This window comes from Rhizobium sp. CNPSo 3670 (assembly GCF_057784555.1).
On the sequence record NZ_JBXSOL010000048.1, the window covers coordinates 1 to 15183 of the forward strand.

At 61.2% G+C, this 15183-nt stretch carries 14 protein-coding genes, 1 pseudogene and 1 riboswitch; of the genes and pseudogenes, 7 read left to right on the forward strand and 8 right to left on the reverse strand.

The window, feature by feature from the left end; all coding sequences use genetic code 11:
- Positions 1–201, reverse strand: a pseudogene (locus tag AC13QO_RS27610) (sugar ABC transporter substrate-binding protein); the annotation flags it as partial.
- Positions 202–508: 307 nt separating this feature from the next.
- On the opposite strand from AC13QO_RS27610, the gene AC13QO_RS27615 reads away from it, so the two are divergent.
- The 4 genes from AC13QO_RS27615 (at position 509) to queE (ending at position 3446) form a co-directional block, all read left to right on the forward strand.
- Entirely contained in the window at positions 509–1567 is a 1059-nt protein-coding gene (locus AC13QO_RS27615; RefSeq protein ID WP_488542491.1) for a LacI family transcriptional regulator, read from the forward strand.
- A gap of 87 nt (positions 1568–1654) precedes the next feature.
- Complete coding sequence (gene queC, locus AC13QO_RS27620) at positions 1655–2365, forward strand: 7-cyano-7-deazaguanine synthase QueC (RefSeq protein ID WP_097601762.1); 711 nt, start codon at positions 1655–1657, stop codon at positions 2363–2365.
- The gene (gene queD / locus AC13QO_RS27625) at positions 2365–2721 is read left to right on the forward strand and encodes a 6-carboxytetrahydropterin synthase QueD (protein WP_097601761.1); all 357 of its coding nucleotides are present in this window, start codon (positions 2365–2367) and stop codon (positions 2719–2721) included. Before queC ends, queD begins: the two co-directional genes overlap by 1 nt.
- A complete protein-coding gene (queE, locus tag AC13QO_RS27630; RefSeq protein WP_488542492.1) occupies positions 2718–3446 on the forward strand; it encodes a 7-carboxy-7-deazaguanine synthase QueE in 729 nt (242 codons plus the stop codon). The genes queD and queE overlap by 4 nt, the downstream gene beginning before the upstream one ends.
- Before the next feature lie 12 nt (positions 3447–3458).
- Here the strand turns inward: queE and AC13QO_RS27635 are convergent, their stop codons facing one another.
- The 6 genes from AC13QO_RS27635 to AC13QO_RS27660 form a co-directional block, all read right to left on the reverse strand.
- Positions 3459–4682: an adenylate/guanylate cyclase domain-containing protein gene (locus AC13QO_RS27635; protein WP_488542493.1), complete on the reverse strand. Its 1224-nt coding sequence runs from the start codon at positions 4680–4682 to the stop codon at positions 3459–3461.
- Between the two features lie 100 nt (positions 4683–4782).
- Positions 4783–5757, reverse strand: a complete 975-nt coding sequence (gene nrdF / locus AC13QO_RS27640) for a class 1b ribonucleoside-diphosphate reductase subunit beta (protein WP_085780203.1) — start codon at positions 5755–5757, stop codon at positions 4783–4785.
- A gap of 206 nt (positions 5758–5963) precedes the next feature.
- Positions 5964–8132, reverse strand: a complete 2169-nt coding sequence (gene nrdE, locus AC13QO_RS27645; RefSeq protein ID WP_488542494.1) for a class 1b ribonucleoside-diphosphate reductase subunit alpha — start codon at positions 8130–8132, stop codon at positions 5964–5966.
- Positions 8111–8512, reverse strand: coding sequence for a class Ib ribonucleoside-diphosphate reductase assembly flavoprotein NrdI (nrdI, locus tag AC13QO_RS27650; protein ID WP_488542495.1), 402 nt, complete (start codon positions 8510–8512; stop codon positions 8111–8113). Before nrdI ends, nrdE begins: the two co-directional genes overlap by 22 nt.
- A gap of 13 nt (positions 8513–8525) precedes the next feature.
- A complete protein-coding gene (gene nrdH / locus AC13QO_RS27655; RefSeq protein ID WP_085779585.1) occupies positions 8526–8747 on the reverse strand; it encodes a glutaredoxin-like protein NrdH in 222 nt (73 codons plus the stop codon).
- 262 nt (positions 8748–9009) lie between these two features.
- Positions 9010–9233, reverse strand: a riboswitch (cobalamin riboswitch).
- Between the two features lie 209 nt (positions 9234–9442).
- Positions 9443–11680, reverse strand: a complete 2238-nt coding sequence (locus AC13QO_RS27660; protein ID WP_488542496.1) for a heavy metal translocating P-type ATPase — start codon at positions 11678–11680, stop codon at positions 9443–9445.
- Between the two features lie 70 nt (positions 11681–11750).
- Between AC13QO_RS27660 and AC13QO_RS27665 the strand changes: the two genes are divergently transcribed.
- Together AC13QO_RS27665 and AC13QO_RS27670 are read left to right on the forward strand one after the other, a co-directional pair.
- On the forward strand, positions 11751–12173 hold the full coding sequence (locus AC13QO_RS27665; RefSeq protein WP_085779586.1) for a MerR family transcriptional regulator: 423 nt from the start codon (positions 11751–11753) through the stop codon (positions 12171–12173).
- A 71-nt stretch (positions 12174–12244) separates the two neighbouring features.
- Positions 12245–13453, forward strand: coding sequence for a TIGR03862 family flavoprotein (locus AC13QO_RS27670; RefSeq protein ID WP_488542497.1), 1209 nt, complete (start codon positions 12245–12247; stop codon positions 13451–13453).
- A gap of 30 nt (positions 13454–13483) precedes the next feature.
- Here the strand turns inward: AC13QO_RS27670 and msrB are convergent, their stop codons facing one another.
- Positions 13484–13969, reverse strand: coding sequence for a peptide-methionine (R)-S-oxide reductase MsrB (gene msrB / locus AC13QO_RS27675; protein ID WP_488542498.1), 486 nt, complete (start codon positions 13967–13969; stop codon positions 13484–13486).
- 209 nt (positions 13970–14178) lie between these two features.
- On the opposite strand from msrB, the gene AC13QO_RS27680 reads away from it, so the two are divergent.
- Positions 14179–15138 carry a helix-turn-helix domain-containing protein gene (locus AC13QO_RS27680; RefSeq protein ID WP_285196179.1) on the forward strand — a complete coding sequence of 320 codons (960 nt, stop codon included), beginning with the start codon at positions 14179–14181 and terminating at the stop codon, positions 15136–15138.
- The last annotated feature ends 45 nt before the right edge of the window (positions 15139–15183 follow it).

The window sequence follows — 15183 nt, forward strand, 5'->3', positions numbered from 1 at the left end:
GCCGCCGCCGGCTACCGGAACGTCCTTCCAGGCAAAGCCTTCCTTCGCAAGATCCTCCTTAAGAACGTTCAACGCGGCCGCCTCGCCGCCAGACGTCCACCAGTGCAGCATCTGCACTTCCTTCACGTCGGCGGCCTGCGCCGCACCCAAACCAGCCAGCATCACGACAGCGACAGCTGCCGAGCTCATGAATTTGCGCATGAATTTCCTCCCGTTTGAAATCGGCGGCGGGACCCTCCCCGCCACCAGAGCGTCCCGCCATTGCGGCGGTCGGCATGAAGCCGCGCTCCTCCGCGCGGTTAACAATTTAAAACGTTATAAGCCTTTGGTCGTCAAGCCCTTTCTCGACACTCGAGAAAAATATGCTTATTCGCATAACACGTTGAATTGTAGTCAAATAATCCGAAAGGATAATGAGGTGTTAAAATTTAAAACGTTTTCATTCCTCGGATTGCGAACCCGAGTCATCATGTTATTGTATCGGCAATTCCAGCATGGAAAGCCTAGAGTGACCGAACCGTCCCGGCCGCATCGCGGCGAAAATGTTGATATTAAGCCCAAGCGCGGCAAGCCGACCTTGCGAACGATCGCCTCGATTGCCGGCCTTGCGGTGACAACGGTGTCGCGCGCGCTTTCCGATGCGCCGCAGATTTCGCTCGAGACCCGCCAACGGGTGCACCGCATCGCCCGCGAAATCGGCTATCTCCCGGATCGGGCGGCGCAGCGTCTGAAGACAGGCCGCACCAACGTCGTCGCCATCCTGCTTGATTCCCACGAGGAGGTGGTCGGCTTCAGCACCTCGATCATGTACGGCATTGCCAAGGCGCTGAAAGAGACGTCCTACCATCTTGTCGTCGCTCCGAACTTCCTGTCGACAACCAATGTCGAAGCCGCCGAATACATCATCCGCAACCACCTTGCCGACGGGCTGATCTTCACCCGGACCGAGCCGCTCGATGCCCGCGTCCGCCTGTTGCTCGAAACCGGCTTTCCCTTCATCTGTCACGGCCGCACGGAATTTTCGACGCGGCATCCCTATGTCGACTACGACAACTTCACCTTTGCCTATGAAGCGACACGCCGGCTGATCGCCAAGGGCCGCACCAAGGTGGCGGTGATCCTGCCGCCGAAACGGCTGACCTTCTGCCAACATATCCTGCACGGCTTCATGACGGCGGTACGGCAGGCCGGCGTCGCCTATGAAATCCCCGAGACCGTCGACCTCGACACGCCGGCGGATGTGCTGCGCGACTTCATCCGCGGCCGCGCCGCCGCGCCGGGGGCTCCCGATGGTTTCATCTGCCCCGGCGAAGTTTCGGCGCTTGCCGTCATCAGCGGCATGAGCGATGCCGGGCAGACGCTCGCGGCCGACTACGATATCGTCGCCAAGGAGACATCGCGCCTTCTCACTCAGTTGCAGCCGAAGGTCGATACGATCCATGAGGATCTGACGGCGGCGGGAGAGGATCTCGGCCGCATGCTGCTGCATCGCATCAACAATCCCGACGCGGAGAATTTGCAGCTTCTTCTGCCGCCGCAGATCAACTTTCCGATCGGTCAACGCTAAAACTGTTTTCATGAAGCGTGATTTGGCGTAGAAGCGCGCGTGTAATCCGGTCGCAGCCCACCCGGTCAAAACAAGGGAATCCAAAATATGAAAACCATCGTCGTCTGCTCCGGCGGACTCGACTCCGTTTCGCTTGCCCACAGGATGGCGGCGGAAGAGCAGCTTATCGGTCTCGTCTCCTTCGACTATGGCCAGCGGCATCGCAAGGAACTCGACTTTGCCGCCCGATGCGCCGCGCGCCTTGCCGTCCCCCATCATATTATCGACATCGCCGCCATCGGCGGCCATCTCAGCGGATCGGCCCTGACCGACAATGTCGAGGTTCCGGACGGCCACTACGCCGAGGAAACAATGAAGGCCACCGTGGTACCCAACCGCAATGCCATCATGCTGGCCATCGCCTTCGGCCTGGCCGCCGCGCAGAAAGCGGATGCGGTCGCCGTCGCCGTGCATGGCGGCGATCACTTCATCTATCCCGACTGCCGGCCCGGCTTTATCGATGCTTTCCAGCGGATGCAGAACGAAGCGCTGGACGGTTATGCCAGCGTCAAGCTGCTCGCACCCTATGTCGAGATTTCCAAGACTGACATCGTGGCCGATGGCGCAAAACACGGCACGCCTTTCGCGGAAACCTGGTCCTGTTACAAGGGCGGCAGTCTCCATTGCGGGCGCTGTGGAACCTGCGTCGAACGCCGCGAAGCCTTCCACCTTGCCGGTGTCGCCGATCCGACGGAATACGAGGATCGCGACTTCTGGAAAGCGGCGGTGTCGCAATTTGCCGCGACGGAGGTGCGTTGATGTACCGCATCACCAAGGAATTTCATCTCTCCGCCTCGCATCAGTTGGATCATCTGCCGGCCAATCATCAATGTGCCCGGCTCCACGGTCACAACTATATCGTCGTCATCGAACTTTCTGCCGAAACCCTGAATGACGACGGCTTCGTTCGCGACTATCACGACCTCTCGCCGCTCAAAAGCTATATCGACGAGACTCTCGATCATCGACATCTGAACGACGTGTTCGGTCATTCGAAAGTCACCTCCGAGTTCCTGGCCAAGCACTTCTACGACTGGTGCAAGCAGCGCTTCCCCGAGACTTCGTCCGTCCGCGTCAGCGAAACGCCGAAGACCTGGGCGGAGTACAGACCATGAGCGCGGAGACCATCCGCGTCAGCGAGATCTTCGGTCCGACCATACAGGGCGAAGGCGCATTGATCGGTCTGCCGACGGTATTCGTCAGGACGGGCGGCTGCGATTACCGCTGCTCCTGGTGCGATAGCCTTCATGCAGTCGATAGCGCGTTCCGGGATCAATGGATGCCGATGTCTGTCGAGGCGATCTGGCAGGAGGTCACCAGGCTTTCCGGAAGCAGACCGCTGACGGTTTCCCTTTCGGGGGGCAATCCGGCGATCCAGCCGCTGGGGCCGCTGATCGAACTCGGCCATGCCAAGGGATACCGCTTCGCGCTGGAAACCCAGGGAAGTGTCGCCCGGAACTGGTTTAGCGATCTCGATACGCTGGTCTTGAGTCCCAAGCCGCCGTCGAGCGGAATGCAGACAGACTGGGAGCAGGTCGACAATTGTCTTCGGCTGTCCGCCGGCAGACCGGAGATCGCTTTGAAAATCGTCGTCTTCAACGATGCCGATTATGCGTTCGCCCGAGAGGCGGGCGAGCGCTATCCCTATATTCCCTTGTACCTTCAGCCGGGCAACCATACACCACCGCCCCCCGATGACGACGACGCGCGCATCGATATCGACGGCGTGATGGATCGCATGCATTGGCTTGTCGAGAAGGTGACAGTCGACCAATGGTTTGCGCCGCGCGTCCTGCCGCAGCTGCACGTGTTGCTTTGGGGAAACAAGCGCGGCGTCTGACACTGCCTGAGCCTACCGCTCCGGAAAAGCAAAGACATCGACAGGCTCTCCGAGCCCGCGCAACGGGAAGGTGCCGAGACTGTCCATGTCTTTGGCGCAGCCCGCCATTTCGACGAAGGCCCGCGACAAGAGCACCGGTCGCTTGACCTCCTTGGTCAGGCTTTCCAGCCTCGAGGCGACATTGACCGCCGGGCCGATGACGGTGAAATCCAGCCGCCGGCGCGAGCCGATATTGCCGTACATGACGTCGCCGACATGCACACCGACGCCGTAGCGCAGCGGTTCCCGTCCCGTGCGCAGGTGCTCCTCGTTCAGCTCGGCCATCGACGCCTGCCCTTCGCGGATCGCCTGCAGCAGATCGAGGCAGGCCGTCTCCTTGGCTAGCGGGAAGATCGCCAGCAGCCCGTCTCCCATGAACTTCAGGATTTCCCCGCCATGTCGTTCGATCGGATCCGACATGGCGTCGAAATAATCGTTCAGCAGGTGGATGACGTCATCACGCGGCCAGAGATCGGAGATCGCCGTAAAATCGCGCAGATCGCAGATCATGATGGCCGCGCCGACGGTCGCGCCGCTGCCGCGGGTCGTGACACCTGACAGGATATGCTCGCTCGCGTGCGGTCCCACATAGGTCTGCAGCAGCGTGCGTGCCATGATGTTCTTCAGCCTGATCTCGCTGACCAGGGTCAGCGCCGGCAGGAGATCGCGCAGGAAATCAGTATGCTCGCCCGTAAAACCACCCGGCTGGGATGTGGAAAATGTCACGACGTGACGTTTCCCGAAAGTATGCTCGATCGGCCAGGCGATGTATTCCGTGAGGCCGTCGTCGCGCAATTCCTGAAAGAGACTATCTTCGTCGTCTTCGGCTGCACCTTCCAACTGTTTGCGAAACTCCTCCGCACCCTGATGGATCGCGTTGACCGGGCTCTTCAAGAATTCCGGCGTGGTTTCGACGCCATAGGCGAATGTGTCGATTTTCGCTTCCGCCATGCCCTCTTTCCAAAGAATGCGGGCGCCGATCCATTGCGGATGGTTAGTCCTGAAATGCAGCGTCGCGCGCGCCACCGGCACCCCCGCTGCCAAAAGCTTCTCGCACATTGCCACCAGGATGTTGTCGATGAAGCGCTCGCCGCGCGTCTCGTTCACCAGCCAGTCGAGGATCCGCCTCCGGCGGATCGGCCAGGCGCCGTCATCCGTTTCAACGGCAGCCCCGGCGTTGTTCAAAAAAGAAGACATCGAAACCCCACTACGCCGCATCACCGACGAACACCGAATTCATTTTCCGTGAATGTGGTCGATGGCGAAGCAAATGATAAGGGGAGACTGCAATTAAGTCTCAGAAATCCCAGTCCTCGTCTTCGGTGGCCACGGCCTTGCCGATGACATAGGAGGACCCCGAGCCGGAGAAGAAGTCGTGGTTCTCGTCGGCATTCGGCGACAGCGCCGACAAGATCGCCGGATTGACCTTGCAGGCTTCGGCCGGAAACAGTGCTTCGTAGCCGAGGTTCATCAGCGCCTTGTTGGCATTGTAGTGGAGGAACTTCTTGACGTCCTCGCTCAGTCCGACTCCGTCATAGAGCGCTTCGGTATATCTCGCCTCGTTATCGTAGAGGTCGAGCAGCAGGTCGAAGGCGAAATCTTTGATCTCCTGACGGCGCTCTTCGGAAAGCCGTTCCAGCCCGCGCTGAAATTTGTAACCAATATAATAGCCGTGCACCGCCTCGTCCCGGATGATGAGCCGGATCATATCGGCCGTGTTGGTGAGTTTGGCGCGGCTCGACCAGTACATCGGCAGATAGAAGCCGGAATAGAACAGAAAACTTTCCAGGAAGACGCTGGCGACCTTCTTCTTCAAAGGGTCGCCGGAGGCATATTGCTCCATGACCAGCGCTGATTTGCGCTGAAGAAATTCATTCTCCTCGGACCAGCGATAGGCATCATCGACATCAGGCGTCGAGCACAGCGTAGAGAAGATCGAGGAATAGGAACGGGCATGCACCGCTTCCATGAAGGAGATGTTGGAAAGCACTGCCTCCTCATGCGGCGTCGCCGCATCCTCCATCAACCTGATGGAGCCGACTCCGTTCTGAATCGTGTCGAGCAGCGTCAATCCGGTGAAGACCCGAATGGTCAGCTGCTGCTCGGCCGCCGTCAGCGTCGCCCAGGAAGGGATGTCGTTCGACAGCGGCACCTTTTCCGGCAGCCAGAAATTGCCGGTGAGGCGATTCCAGACCTCGAGATCCTTGTCGTCCTCGATGCGATTCCAGTTGATGGCGCGCACGCGGCTGATTGGCGTTACGGCGATGTTCATGATGATTTGTCCTTCCAATATCTGATGGCGCTCGGAGCCCCTCACCCTGCCCTCTCCCGAGGGGAGAGGGGATGTGGCGTCCGCCGCAAATGTCTTCTCCCCATCGGGGGTCCGAAGGACGGGTCGAGACCCGTGGCTCGACCCCGGCCGGTGCCGGCAGGCGAATGAGTGGGCCATTTGCTCAAAGGCACGCGGCCGAAATCAAATCACAGCGTACAAGACACGCAGCCCTGCACTTCGGTCCCCGACAGCGCCATCTGGCGAAGGCGGATGTAGTAGATCGTCTTGATGCCCTTCTTCCAGGCGTAAATCTGCGCCCTATTGATGTCGCGTGTCGTCGCCGTATCACGGAAGAACAGGGTCAGCGACAGGCCTTGGTCGACATGCTGGGTTGCTGCCGCATAGGTGTCGATGATCTTCTCCGGCCCGATCTCGTAGGCGTCCTGATAGTAGTCGAGATTGTCATTGGTCATGAACGGCGCCGGATAATAGACGCGGCCGATCTTTCCTTCCTTGCGGATCTCGATCTTCGAGACGATCGGATGGATCGAGGAAGTCGAGTGGTTGATATAGGAGATCGAGCCCGTCGGCGGCACCGCCTGCAGGTTCTGGTTATAGAGGCCTGAGGCCATCACCGCCTTTTTCAGCGCCACCCAGTCTTGCTGTGTCGGAATATGGATGCCCGATTTGTCGAACAACGCCTGCACCTTTTCGGTGGTCGGCTTCCATTCCTGCTCGGTATATTTGTCGAAATAGTCACCTGAAGCGTATTTCGAATTCTCGAACCCCTTGAAGCTTACACCACGCTCGACCGCCAGACGATTGGAGGCACGCAGCGCGTGGTAGGTCACCGCATAGAAATAGATATTGGTGAAATCGACGCCTTCCTCAGAGCCATAGAAGATGCGTTCGCGGGCGAGGTATCCGTGCAGGTTCATCTGCCCGAGGCCGATCGCATGGCTCTCGTCATTGCCTTTCTCGATCGAAGGAACTGAGGAGATATGGCTCATATCGGACACCGCTGTCAGCGCCCGGATCGAGGTCTCGATCGTCTTGCCGAAGTCGGTCGAATCCATCGCCGCAGCAATGTTCAGGGAGCCGAGATTGCAGGAAATATCCTTGCCGAGATGCTTGTAGGAAAGGTCGTCATAATAGTCGCTCGCCTCGCTCACCTGCAGGATCTCCGAGCATAGGTTGCTCATGGAGATGCGCCCGGCAATCGGGTTCGAGCGGTTCACCGTGTCCTCGAACATGATGTAGGGGTAGCCGCTTTCGAACTGGATTTCGGCGATCACCTGGAAGAATTCGCGCGCCTTGATCTTCTTCTTCGAGATGCGGGCGTCCGCCACCATTTCCCGGTACTTCTCCGTCACCGAAATCTCGGTGAAAGGCACGCCGTAGACCCGTTCCACGTCGTAGGGCGAGAACAGGTACATGTCCTCATTGTTCTTGGCGAGTTCGAAGGTGATGTCGGGCACGACAACGCCGAGCGACAGCGTCTTGATGCGGATTTTCTCATCGGCGTTTTCACGCTTGGTGTCGAGAAAGCGCATGATATCGGGATGATGGGCGTTCAGATAAACCGCACCCGCCCCCTGCCGCGCACCGAGCTGATTGGCATAGGAGAAGCTGTCTTCCAGGAGCTTCATGACGGGGATGATGCCGGAGGACTGGTTTTCGATCTGCTTGATCGGCGCGCCCGCCTCGCGGATATTGGTCAGCGACAGGGCCACGCCGCCGCCGCGTTTCGACAACTGCAGCGCCGAATTGATCGACCGGCCGATCGATTCCATGTTGTCCTCGACGCGCAGCAGGAAACAGGAAACGAGTTCGCCGCGCTGCTTCTTGCCGGCATTGAGGAAGGTGGGCGTTGCCGGCTGGAAGCGGCCGGAAATGATCTCGTCGACTATGTCGCGAGCAAGGGCCTCATCGCCGCGCGCCAAAGCCAGCGCCACCATGCAGATGCGGTCTTCGTAGCGCTCGAGATATCGCTTTCCGTCGAAGGTCTTCAGCGTATAGCTGGTGTAATATTTGAAAGCCCCGAGGAAGGTAGGAAACCGGAATTTCCTGGCATAGGCCTGATCGAACAGGTCGCGGACGAAATTGAAGGAATACTGGTCGAGAACCTCCTGCTCGTAATAGCCCTCCGTGACGAGGTAATCGAGCTTTTCCCGAAGATTGTGAAAGAACACGGTGTTCTGGTTCACATGCTGCAGGAAATATTGCCTGGCCGCCATGCGATCCTTGTCGAGCTGGATCTTTCCCTCGTCGTCGTAGAGGTTCAGCATCGCGTTCAGTGCATGATAGTCGAGTGTTTCGGCCGCTTTCAGCGGTTTTGCGCCCGCGTCCCGCGTCAGATGTGTTCCCGTGTCCAAAATCGTCCCATCCCGTCTTTGACATTGGCGATATCCTCGGCAGTTCCCAGGAGCTCGAACCTGTAGAGGTACGGCACCTGGCACTTCTTCGAGATGACATCGCCGGCGAGGCCATAGGTCTCGCCGAAATTGCTGTTGCCCGCAGCAATCACGCCGCGGATGTTGGAGCGGTTTTCCGCCTCGTTGAGGAAGCGGATCACCTGCTCGGGCACGGCCCCTTTACCGCCGTTTCCGCAATAGGTAGGCGAGATCAGCACATAGGGTTCGCGAATGTGGATGGCCTCAGCGCCGAGGGGGATGCGCGCCGCGCGCAATCCCAGCTTCTCGACGAAACGATGGGTGTTCCCGGATCGGCTGGAATAATAGACGATCAGCCCCACCGCTTTTCTCCGGTCAGGAGAGCGCGCTGATCATGTCGGGGCGGAAGCCCGCCCAATGCTGCTCGCCGGCAACGACGACCGGAACCTGCATGTAGCCCATGCCACGCACGCGATCGAGCGCTTCGGCATCCTCGGAAATATCGACGATCTCATAATCCACGCCAAGGCGATCGAGGGCGCGGTAAGTGGCCGTGCATTGGACACAGGCCGGCTTGCTGTAAACGGTAACGCTCATCATGTTCCTCGTGAAGTCAATGAATTCAGGACGCAGGACTGGGATCGGGCGCCATGCGGCGTCCGGGGAAATGCTTGATAGTGATCTGGCAAGGTTGGCGCTTTAAACGCCTGACTTGGTCCCTCGCAGGATGTGCGCGGGCGCCGGCCTTGATGCTCTCGACATGACTTCAAACCCCGAAGTGCTCATGCGGTCGTTCGGGGCAGCGCAACAGCCGCGGATCATTCCGCTGCATGCACGCGACCTTCCGGACACCCCGCCCGTGGACGTTTCATTCAAGGCAGGTCTCCTGGCTCACGGGTCGAAGCACCTGCCCAGCCTTCCCGAGGTATCATGCCCCAGTGACCCGAAATCGGACAGTTGCTCTCCGCTCACAGTTGCGGGGGCAGCTCCGGCCTTGCCCCACCCTCATGGCGAGACGCACCGTATTCCCGTCTTAGCCCACGATCCTCACGAATCGAAGGAACCTTGAACACTAGATATAGTACGCGAATCGAAATTCACGTCAACGGATGGTTTGTGCGTTGCGTTACGGCAGGTTTGAAATTACTGCGTTCCTGTGAAAAACATGGATAATGAAGGCTTAAACAAAACGAACTGTGGAGAAGGCCTGAACGACGAGAGCCGGCCTGTAGCCGGCTCTGCGGTTTTCGATTCCGGATCGGCCCTAATCGGCGCTCCGAAGAGGAAAGGATTTATTCCTCTACGCGGAGCAGCCTGAGCGCGTTGATCGTAACCAGCACGGTGGCTCCGGTATCGGCGAGAATCGCCGGCCAGAGCCCGGTGATCCCGATGATCGTGGTCACCAGGAAGACAGCCTTCAGCCCGAGTGCAATGGTGATATTCTCGAGGATATTGCGCATCGTCCGCTGCGAAAGCGCGATCATTCGCGCCACGTCGCCAACGCGCCCGTGCAGCACGGCGGCATCGGCCGTCTCCAGCGCCACATCGGTGCCGCCGCCCATGGCGATACCGATGTCGGCGGCGGCGAGCGCCGGCGCGTCGTTGATGCCGTCGCCGACCTTGGCGACTATGAAGCCCTTGCGCTTCAATTCGCCGACGACCCGCTGCTTGTCCTCGGGCATCATCTCGCCCCGCCAGTCGATGCCGAGCATGTCTGCGACGGCTGCCGCCGTCCGCTTGTTGTCGCCGGTCAGCATCATCGCCTTGACCCCGGCCGATTTGAGCGCCGAGAGCCCGGCCGCGGCGTCCTCGCGCGGCTCGTCGCGCATGGCGATCAGGCCGGCCGCAGCGCCATTGACGAGCAGCACCGACACGCTCTTGCCCTCATCATTGAGCCCTGCAATACGCGCCTCCTGTTCCGCGTCAAGTGCCGCCCGCTCGCGGGCGGCGGGCGGCGACAAGAGATCAACTGCCTCGCCGCCGATTTTGCCGGTGACACCCTTGCCCGGCAGCGCTTCCAGCTCGAAGGCGGGTGGCACGGGCACGCTGTCCGCCTTGGCGCGGTGGAGAATCGCCTGTGCCAGGGGATGGCTGGAGCCCTGCTCGAGCACCGCCGCGCGCGACAGGAGCTGCGCCTCACCCAATCCAAAGGAAAGGATGTCGGTCACCCGAGGCTTGCCTTCCGTCAGCGTGCCCGTCTTGTCGAAGGCGACCATCGTCACCTTGCCGAGCGTCTCCAGGACCGCACCGCCCTTCATCAGCAGCCCGCGCCTCGCGCCCGCCGACAGCGAAGCCGCGATCGCCGCCGGCGTCGAGATGACGAGGGCGCAAGGGCAGCCGATCAGCAGGATGGCAAGACCCTTGTAGATCCACTCACTCCACGCGCCGCCGAAGAACAGCGGCGGAACGACCGCGACCAGCGCGGCAACGACGACCACACCCGGCGTGTAGTAGCGCGAAAACCGCTCGATGAAGCGCTCCGTCGGCGCCTTCGATTCCTGCGCTTCTTCCACCAGCTTGACGACGCGGGCGATGGTATTGTCGGCAGCAGCCGCCGTGACGCGAACCCTCAGCACCGCATCGCCATTGACCGTACCGGCATAGACCACGGCGTCGACGCCCTTGCGCACCGGCGTGCTCTCGCCCGTCACCGGAGCCTCGTCGATCGCGCTCTCGCCTGATACGATGACGCCGTCGGCAGAGATGCGATCGCCGGGGCGAACCATGATAACCGTGCCGACGGCAAGGCTTTCAGCCGGCACCTCTCGCTTCTGCCCATTGTCTTCGAGCAGCGCAGTCTTCGGCACCAGGGCCGTCAGCGATTGTATGCTTTCACGCGCCTTGCCCGCCGCCACGCCTTCGAGCAACTCGCCGACGAGAAACAGGAATACGACCGTTGCCGCTTCCTCGCCGGCATTGATGATAACAGCGCCGACGGCGGCGATCGTCATCAGCATCTCGATCGAAAACGGCGTGCCGGAGAGAGCCGCCATGACGGCGCGGCGCGCGATCGGCACCAGGCCGACCAGGATGGCGACGATGAAGGCATAGGATGCGATCGCCGGCACGAGATGGCCGACGGCATAGGCGGCAATCAGCGCCGTACCCGAGAAGATGGTCAGCCGGCCCTTTTTGCTCTGCCACCAGGGACCGGCCATCGGCGCATGGTCGTGCCCATGCAGACCTTCGATTTCCTTCTCGTCATGGGCATGGTCGTGATCATGCCCGGCATGGTCGTGATCTCCATGGCCATGAGCGGTATGATCGTGATGATGGTGCCGGCGGTCTTCACGCGCAGGCGTCGCATTTCCGGTAAAGGGCGAAACGGAATAACCAAGCCCCGTCACCTTCTTCTCGACCGCCTTGAGATCGCTCCTGCCGTCATGCCGGATGGTCATGGTGCCTGTCACCACCGAGACTGAGACATCGGCAACGCCCGCTATGCGCCTGACTGCGGTATCGATCTTGCTCGCGCAGGCGGCGCAATCCATGCCGCCGACCCTGTATCGTGTCTCGCTCGTCTCAGCCATATCCGCTTCCTTGTCAAACAGAAGCATCCCTCCTACATCCTCTAGCGACTAGAGGTGCAAGAGAAAAATCATGAAAAAGATCACGATTGGCGAGGCGGCCCGCCGGAGCGGCGTCAAGGTGCCGACGGTGCGCTATTACGAGAGCATCGGCCTGCTTGCGGCCCCGAGCCGCAGCGAAGGCAACCAGCGATCCTTCGAACCTGCCGACATCAGCCGCCTCGCTTTCATCCGCCACGCGCGCGAGCTTGGTTTCGAGATCGAGGCAATCCGCACGCTGCTCACGCTGCAGGATGATCCGAACCAGTCCTGCGCCTCGGCCGACGCCATCGCCAAGGCTCGCCTTGTTGAGGTTGAGCAGCGCATCCGCAGCCTGATGGCTTTGAAGGCCGAGCTGGAAATGATGGTGGAGGGCTGCGGCCACGGCCGCGTCGACCAGTGCCGCGTCATCGAGATTCTCGCCGACCATGGTCAATGCACGCATTCTCACCATTGACGAACCTGCACCCTTGCAGGTGAGCAGCGGCCGCGCCAAAACTGCGCCGGAAGGAATCGGGCGAAGACATCATGAGCCAGAAACGGATTGCGATCATCGGTGGCGGCCCCACGGGTCTTGCGGCTGCCGAGCTGCTTTCGCTCTCCGGCCATGCTGTGGCGATCTACGACGCCATGCCGACCTTCGCCCGCAAGTTCCTGCTGGCCGGCAAATCGGGCCTCAACATCACCCATTCCGAGGATTATGCCCGTTTCGTTACGCGCTTCGGAACGGCTTCAGCCCGTCTGCGTCCCGCTCTCGACGCCTTTACTCCCGGTGATATCAGGGATTGGGCCGCAGGGCTCGGCACCGAGACCTTCGTCGGCTCCTCCGGCCGGGTTTTCCCCAAGGTGATGAAGGCTTCTCCTTTGCTGCGTGCCTGGCTCAAGCGGCTTGAAGAGCGGGGTGTTGCGTTGCGCACCCGCCATCGCTGGACCGGCCTTGTCGAAGACGGTTACGTTTTCGAAACGCCGGAACGGCGTAGCATCGTCCATTGCGACGCCGCCCTGCTGGCGCTTGGCGGCGCAAGTTGGCCGCGCCTTGGCTCGGATGCCGCCTGGCTGCCCTGGTTGGCCGAGAGGGGCGTCGAGATTGCTGCTTTCCGGCCCGCCAATTGTGGCTTCGTCGTCGACTGGAGCGCCGGCTTCAGCGCGCGTTTCGCCGGCGAGCCCGTCAAGTCGGTCACCGCCACATCCGAAGCCGGCACCTTTCCCGGCGAGTTCGTCATCACCGGCAGCGGCATCGAAGGCAGCTTGGTCTACGCCCATGCGGCCAGCCTCCGCGACCGGCTGCTGCACCACGGCAGCGCTACTCTGACGCTCGACCTCGCCCCGGGCCGGACGATCGAAAGGCTGGCGCGCGATTTGACGCGGCAGGACACCAGGTCGAGCTTTTCAAACCGCCTGCGCAAGGGTGCCGGGCTTGAAGGCGTCAAGGCGGCATTGCTGCGCGAACTCGCGCCGGACCGCGACCGAGCCGATCCCGAACGTCTCGCCGGCGTGATCAAGGCTCTGCCGGTACCGGTTCTCGATACAAAGCCGATTGCCGAGGCGATCTCCTCTGCAGGTGGCATCCGCTGGACCAGCATCGACGAAGACTTCATGCTGAAGGCGCTGCCCGGCACCTTCGTCGCCGGTGAGATGCTCGACTGGGAGGCGCCGACCGGCGGGTATCTCCTCACCGCCTGTCTGGCGACCGGCCGTGCAGCTGGGCGCGGCATCGAGGCTTGGTTGCGGCGCTAGAACAGAATCGGGACAACAGCTGTTCCCCGATCAGGCCGAGGCCGGATGAAACGTCAAGGCAAGACCGTTCATGCAGTAGCGAAGCCCGGTCGGTTTCGGACCGTCATCAAAGACATGACCGAGATGGCCGCCGCAACGGCTGCAATGCAAGCGGGTCCGCGTCATGCCTAAGCCGGTGTCGCGCTCCGTGCCGACGGCGTCTTTAAGAGGCGCCCAGAAGCTCGGCCAGCCGGTGCCGCTGTTGAATTTGGTCGCCGAGGAAAACAGGTTCTGGTCGCAGCCGGCGCAGGCGAACCTGCCGTTCCGCTCCTCGTGCAGCAAGGCGCTGGTGAAGGGAGACTCCGTCCCCGCCTGGCGAAGGACGGCATACTGATCCGGCGTCAGCAGCTTGCGCCATTTCGCCTCGCTGTGCGTCACTGCGAAGGTCTCGCCGGCGATCGCCTCACCCATCAGGCCCAAGCGAACTGCCATCGCTCCGAAAGCGGCGCCCATCAGCAACAATCGTCTGTTCAACATGGTCGGTTCTTCCTCGCCGGCAAACTTCGTTTCTGCACAGAACTACGGACAGGAGCAGTCTTTTGTTACACGAAGACGGCACGAACACCGAAATGTGAATTCAGTCCTTTCGTCGGGAAGAGTCGGGGATTGAGGACCGCCAAGTGCGGGCTGATTGCAAACCCGCGGCTTTTCCACCAGACTGCGCTGAATTTCGGTGGGAGGAGCCGATGCACGAACACTCTGCACATGCCGAGCACGTCTACACGTCGGCCCAACGCGACTCCGCCGCCGCCAGTTCTCCGGTGGTCGCCTCCTGGCGGCGGTGCATGACGATGCACCAGCTCGCACCCGAGGACGAACGGGCGCCGCTGCGCCTGACCGACGAGGAGTTCCGGCGCGCCCGCGAGCAGTCCGGGCAGCTGATTGCCAGCGCGACGGAAGAGCTCGATCGTCTCTTCAGCACCGTCGGCAAGGCCGGCTGTTGCTTGCTTCTGACGGACAGGAACGGCATTGCGCTGGAGCGCCGCGGGGCTGCCGGCGACGACAAGGAATTTCACGAACTCGGCCTCTGGACCGGCTCAATCTGGACCGAGGCGAGCATCGGCACCAACGGCATCGGCACGGCGCTCGCCGATGAACGCGCCGTCGCCATTTTCCGCGATCAGCATTTCTTCTGCGCAAATACCAGCCTCAGCTGCACGACGGCGCCGATCCGCGATCACCGTGGCCGGTTGGCCGCGGCGCTTGATATCTCTACCTGCCGCAACGACGTAAACGAGATGACCTTGGCGATCCTGACGCAGACCGTGCGCGATGCGGCCATGCGCATTGAACTCAATCTCTTTCGTTCGGCCTTTGCAGGCGCCCGTTTCCTGATGGTCCCGAGCCCCGCCAATTCCGCCGCCGCTCTGCTCGCTGTCGACCGGCACGACCTCGTGCTCGGCGCAACCCGCGCCGCCCGCATCGCGCTGCAACTGGACGACAGGCGGATCGCCACCGGCATCCCTGCCGCCGATGCCCTGCATGAGGCTGGGGTCTCGCAGCAGGAGGAGATCATCGAAGCCGAGAAGGCAGCCTTGCTGCGCGCGCTGTCGCGCACTAGCGGTAACGTTTCGCAGGCAGCCTCAGCACTCGGGATCAGTCGCGCCACTCTGCACCGAAAGATGAAGAAGTTCGACCTTCACTGAGCACGCCTACGAAGGTTCCATCGACATGCGGTAATCACGACACGA

Excerpts from the sequence above, each read along its gene's own strand:
- queE (WP_488542492.1), top strand. The coding sequence starts at position 2,718 with ATGAGCGCGGAGACCATCCGCGTCAGCGAGATCTTCGGTCCGACCATA.
- queC (WP_097601762.1), top strand. The coding sequence starts at position 1,655 with ATGAAAACCATCGTCGTCTGCTCCGGCGGACTCGACTCCGTTTCGCTT.
- AC13QO_RS27635 (WP_488542493.1), bottom strand. The coding sequence starts at position 4,682 with ATGTCTTCTTTTTTGAACAACGCCGGGGCTGCCGTTGAAACGGATGAC.
- nrdF (WP_085780203.1), bottom strand. The coding sequence starts at position 5,757 with ATGAACATCGCCGTAACGCCAATCAGCCGCGTGCGCGCCATCAACTGG.
- AC13QO_RS27680 (WP_285196179.1), top strand. The coding sequence starts at position 14,179 with ATGCACGAACACTCTGCACATGCCGAGCACGTCTACACGTCGGCCCAA.
- nrdH (WP_085779585.1), bottom strand. The coding sequence starts at position 8,747 with ATGAGCGTTACCGTTTACAGCAAGCCGGCCTGTGTCCAATGCACGGCC.
- queD (WP_097601761.1), top strand. The coding sequence starts at position 2,365 with ATGTACCGCATCACCAAGGAATTTCATCTCTCCGCCTCGCATCAGTTG.
- msrB (WP_488542498.1), bottom strand. The coding sequence starts at position 13,969 with ATGTTGAACAGACGATTGTTGCTGATGGGCGCCGCTTTCGGAGCGATG.
- AC13QO_RS27665 (WP_085779586.1), top strand. The coding sequence starts at position 11,751 with ATGAAAAAGATCACGATTGGCGAGGCGGCCCGCCGGAGCGGCGTCAAG.
- AC13QO_RS27660 (WP_488542496.1), bottom strand. The coding sequence starts at position 11,680 with ATGGCTGAGACGAGCGAGACACGATACAGGGTCGGCGGCATGGATTGC.
- AC13QO_RS27670 (WP_488542497.1), top strand. The coding sequence starts at position 12,245 with ATGAGCCAGAAACGGATTGCGATCATCGGTGGCGGCCCCACGGGTCTT.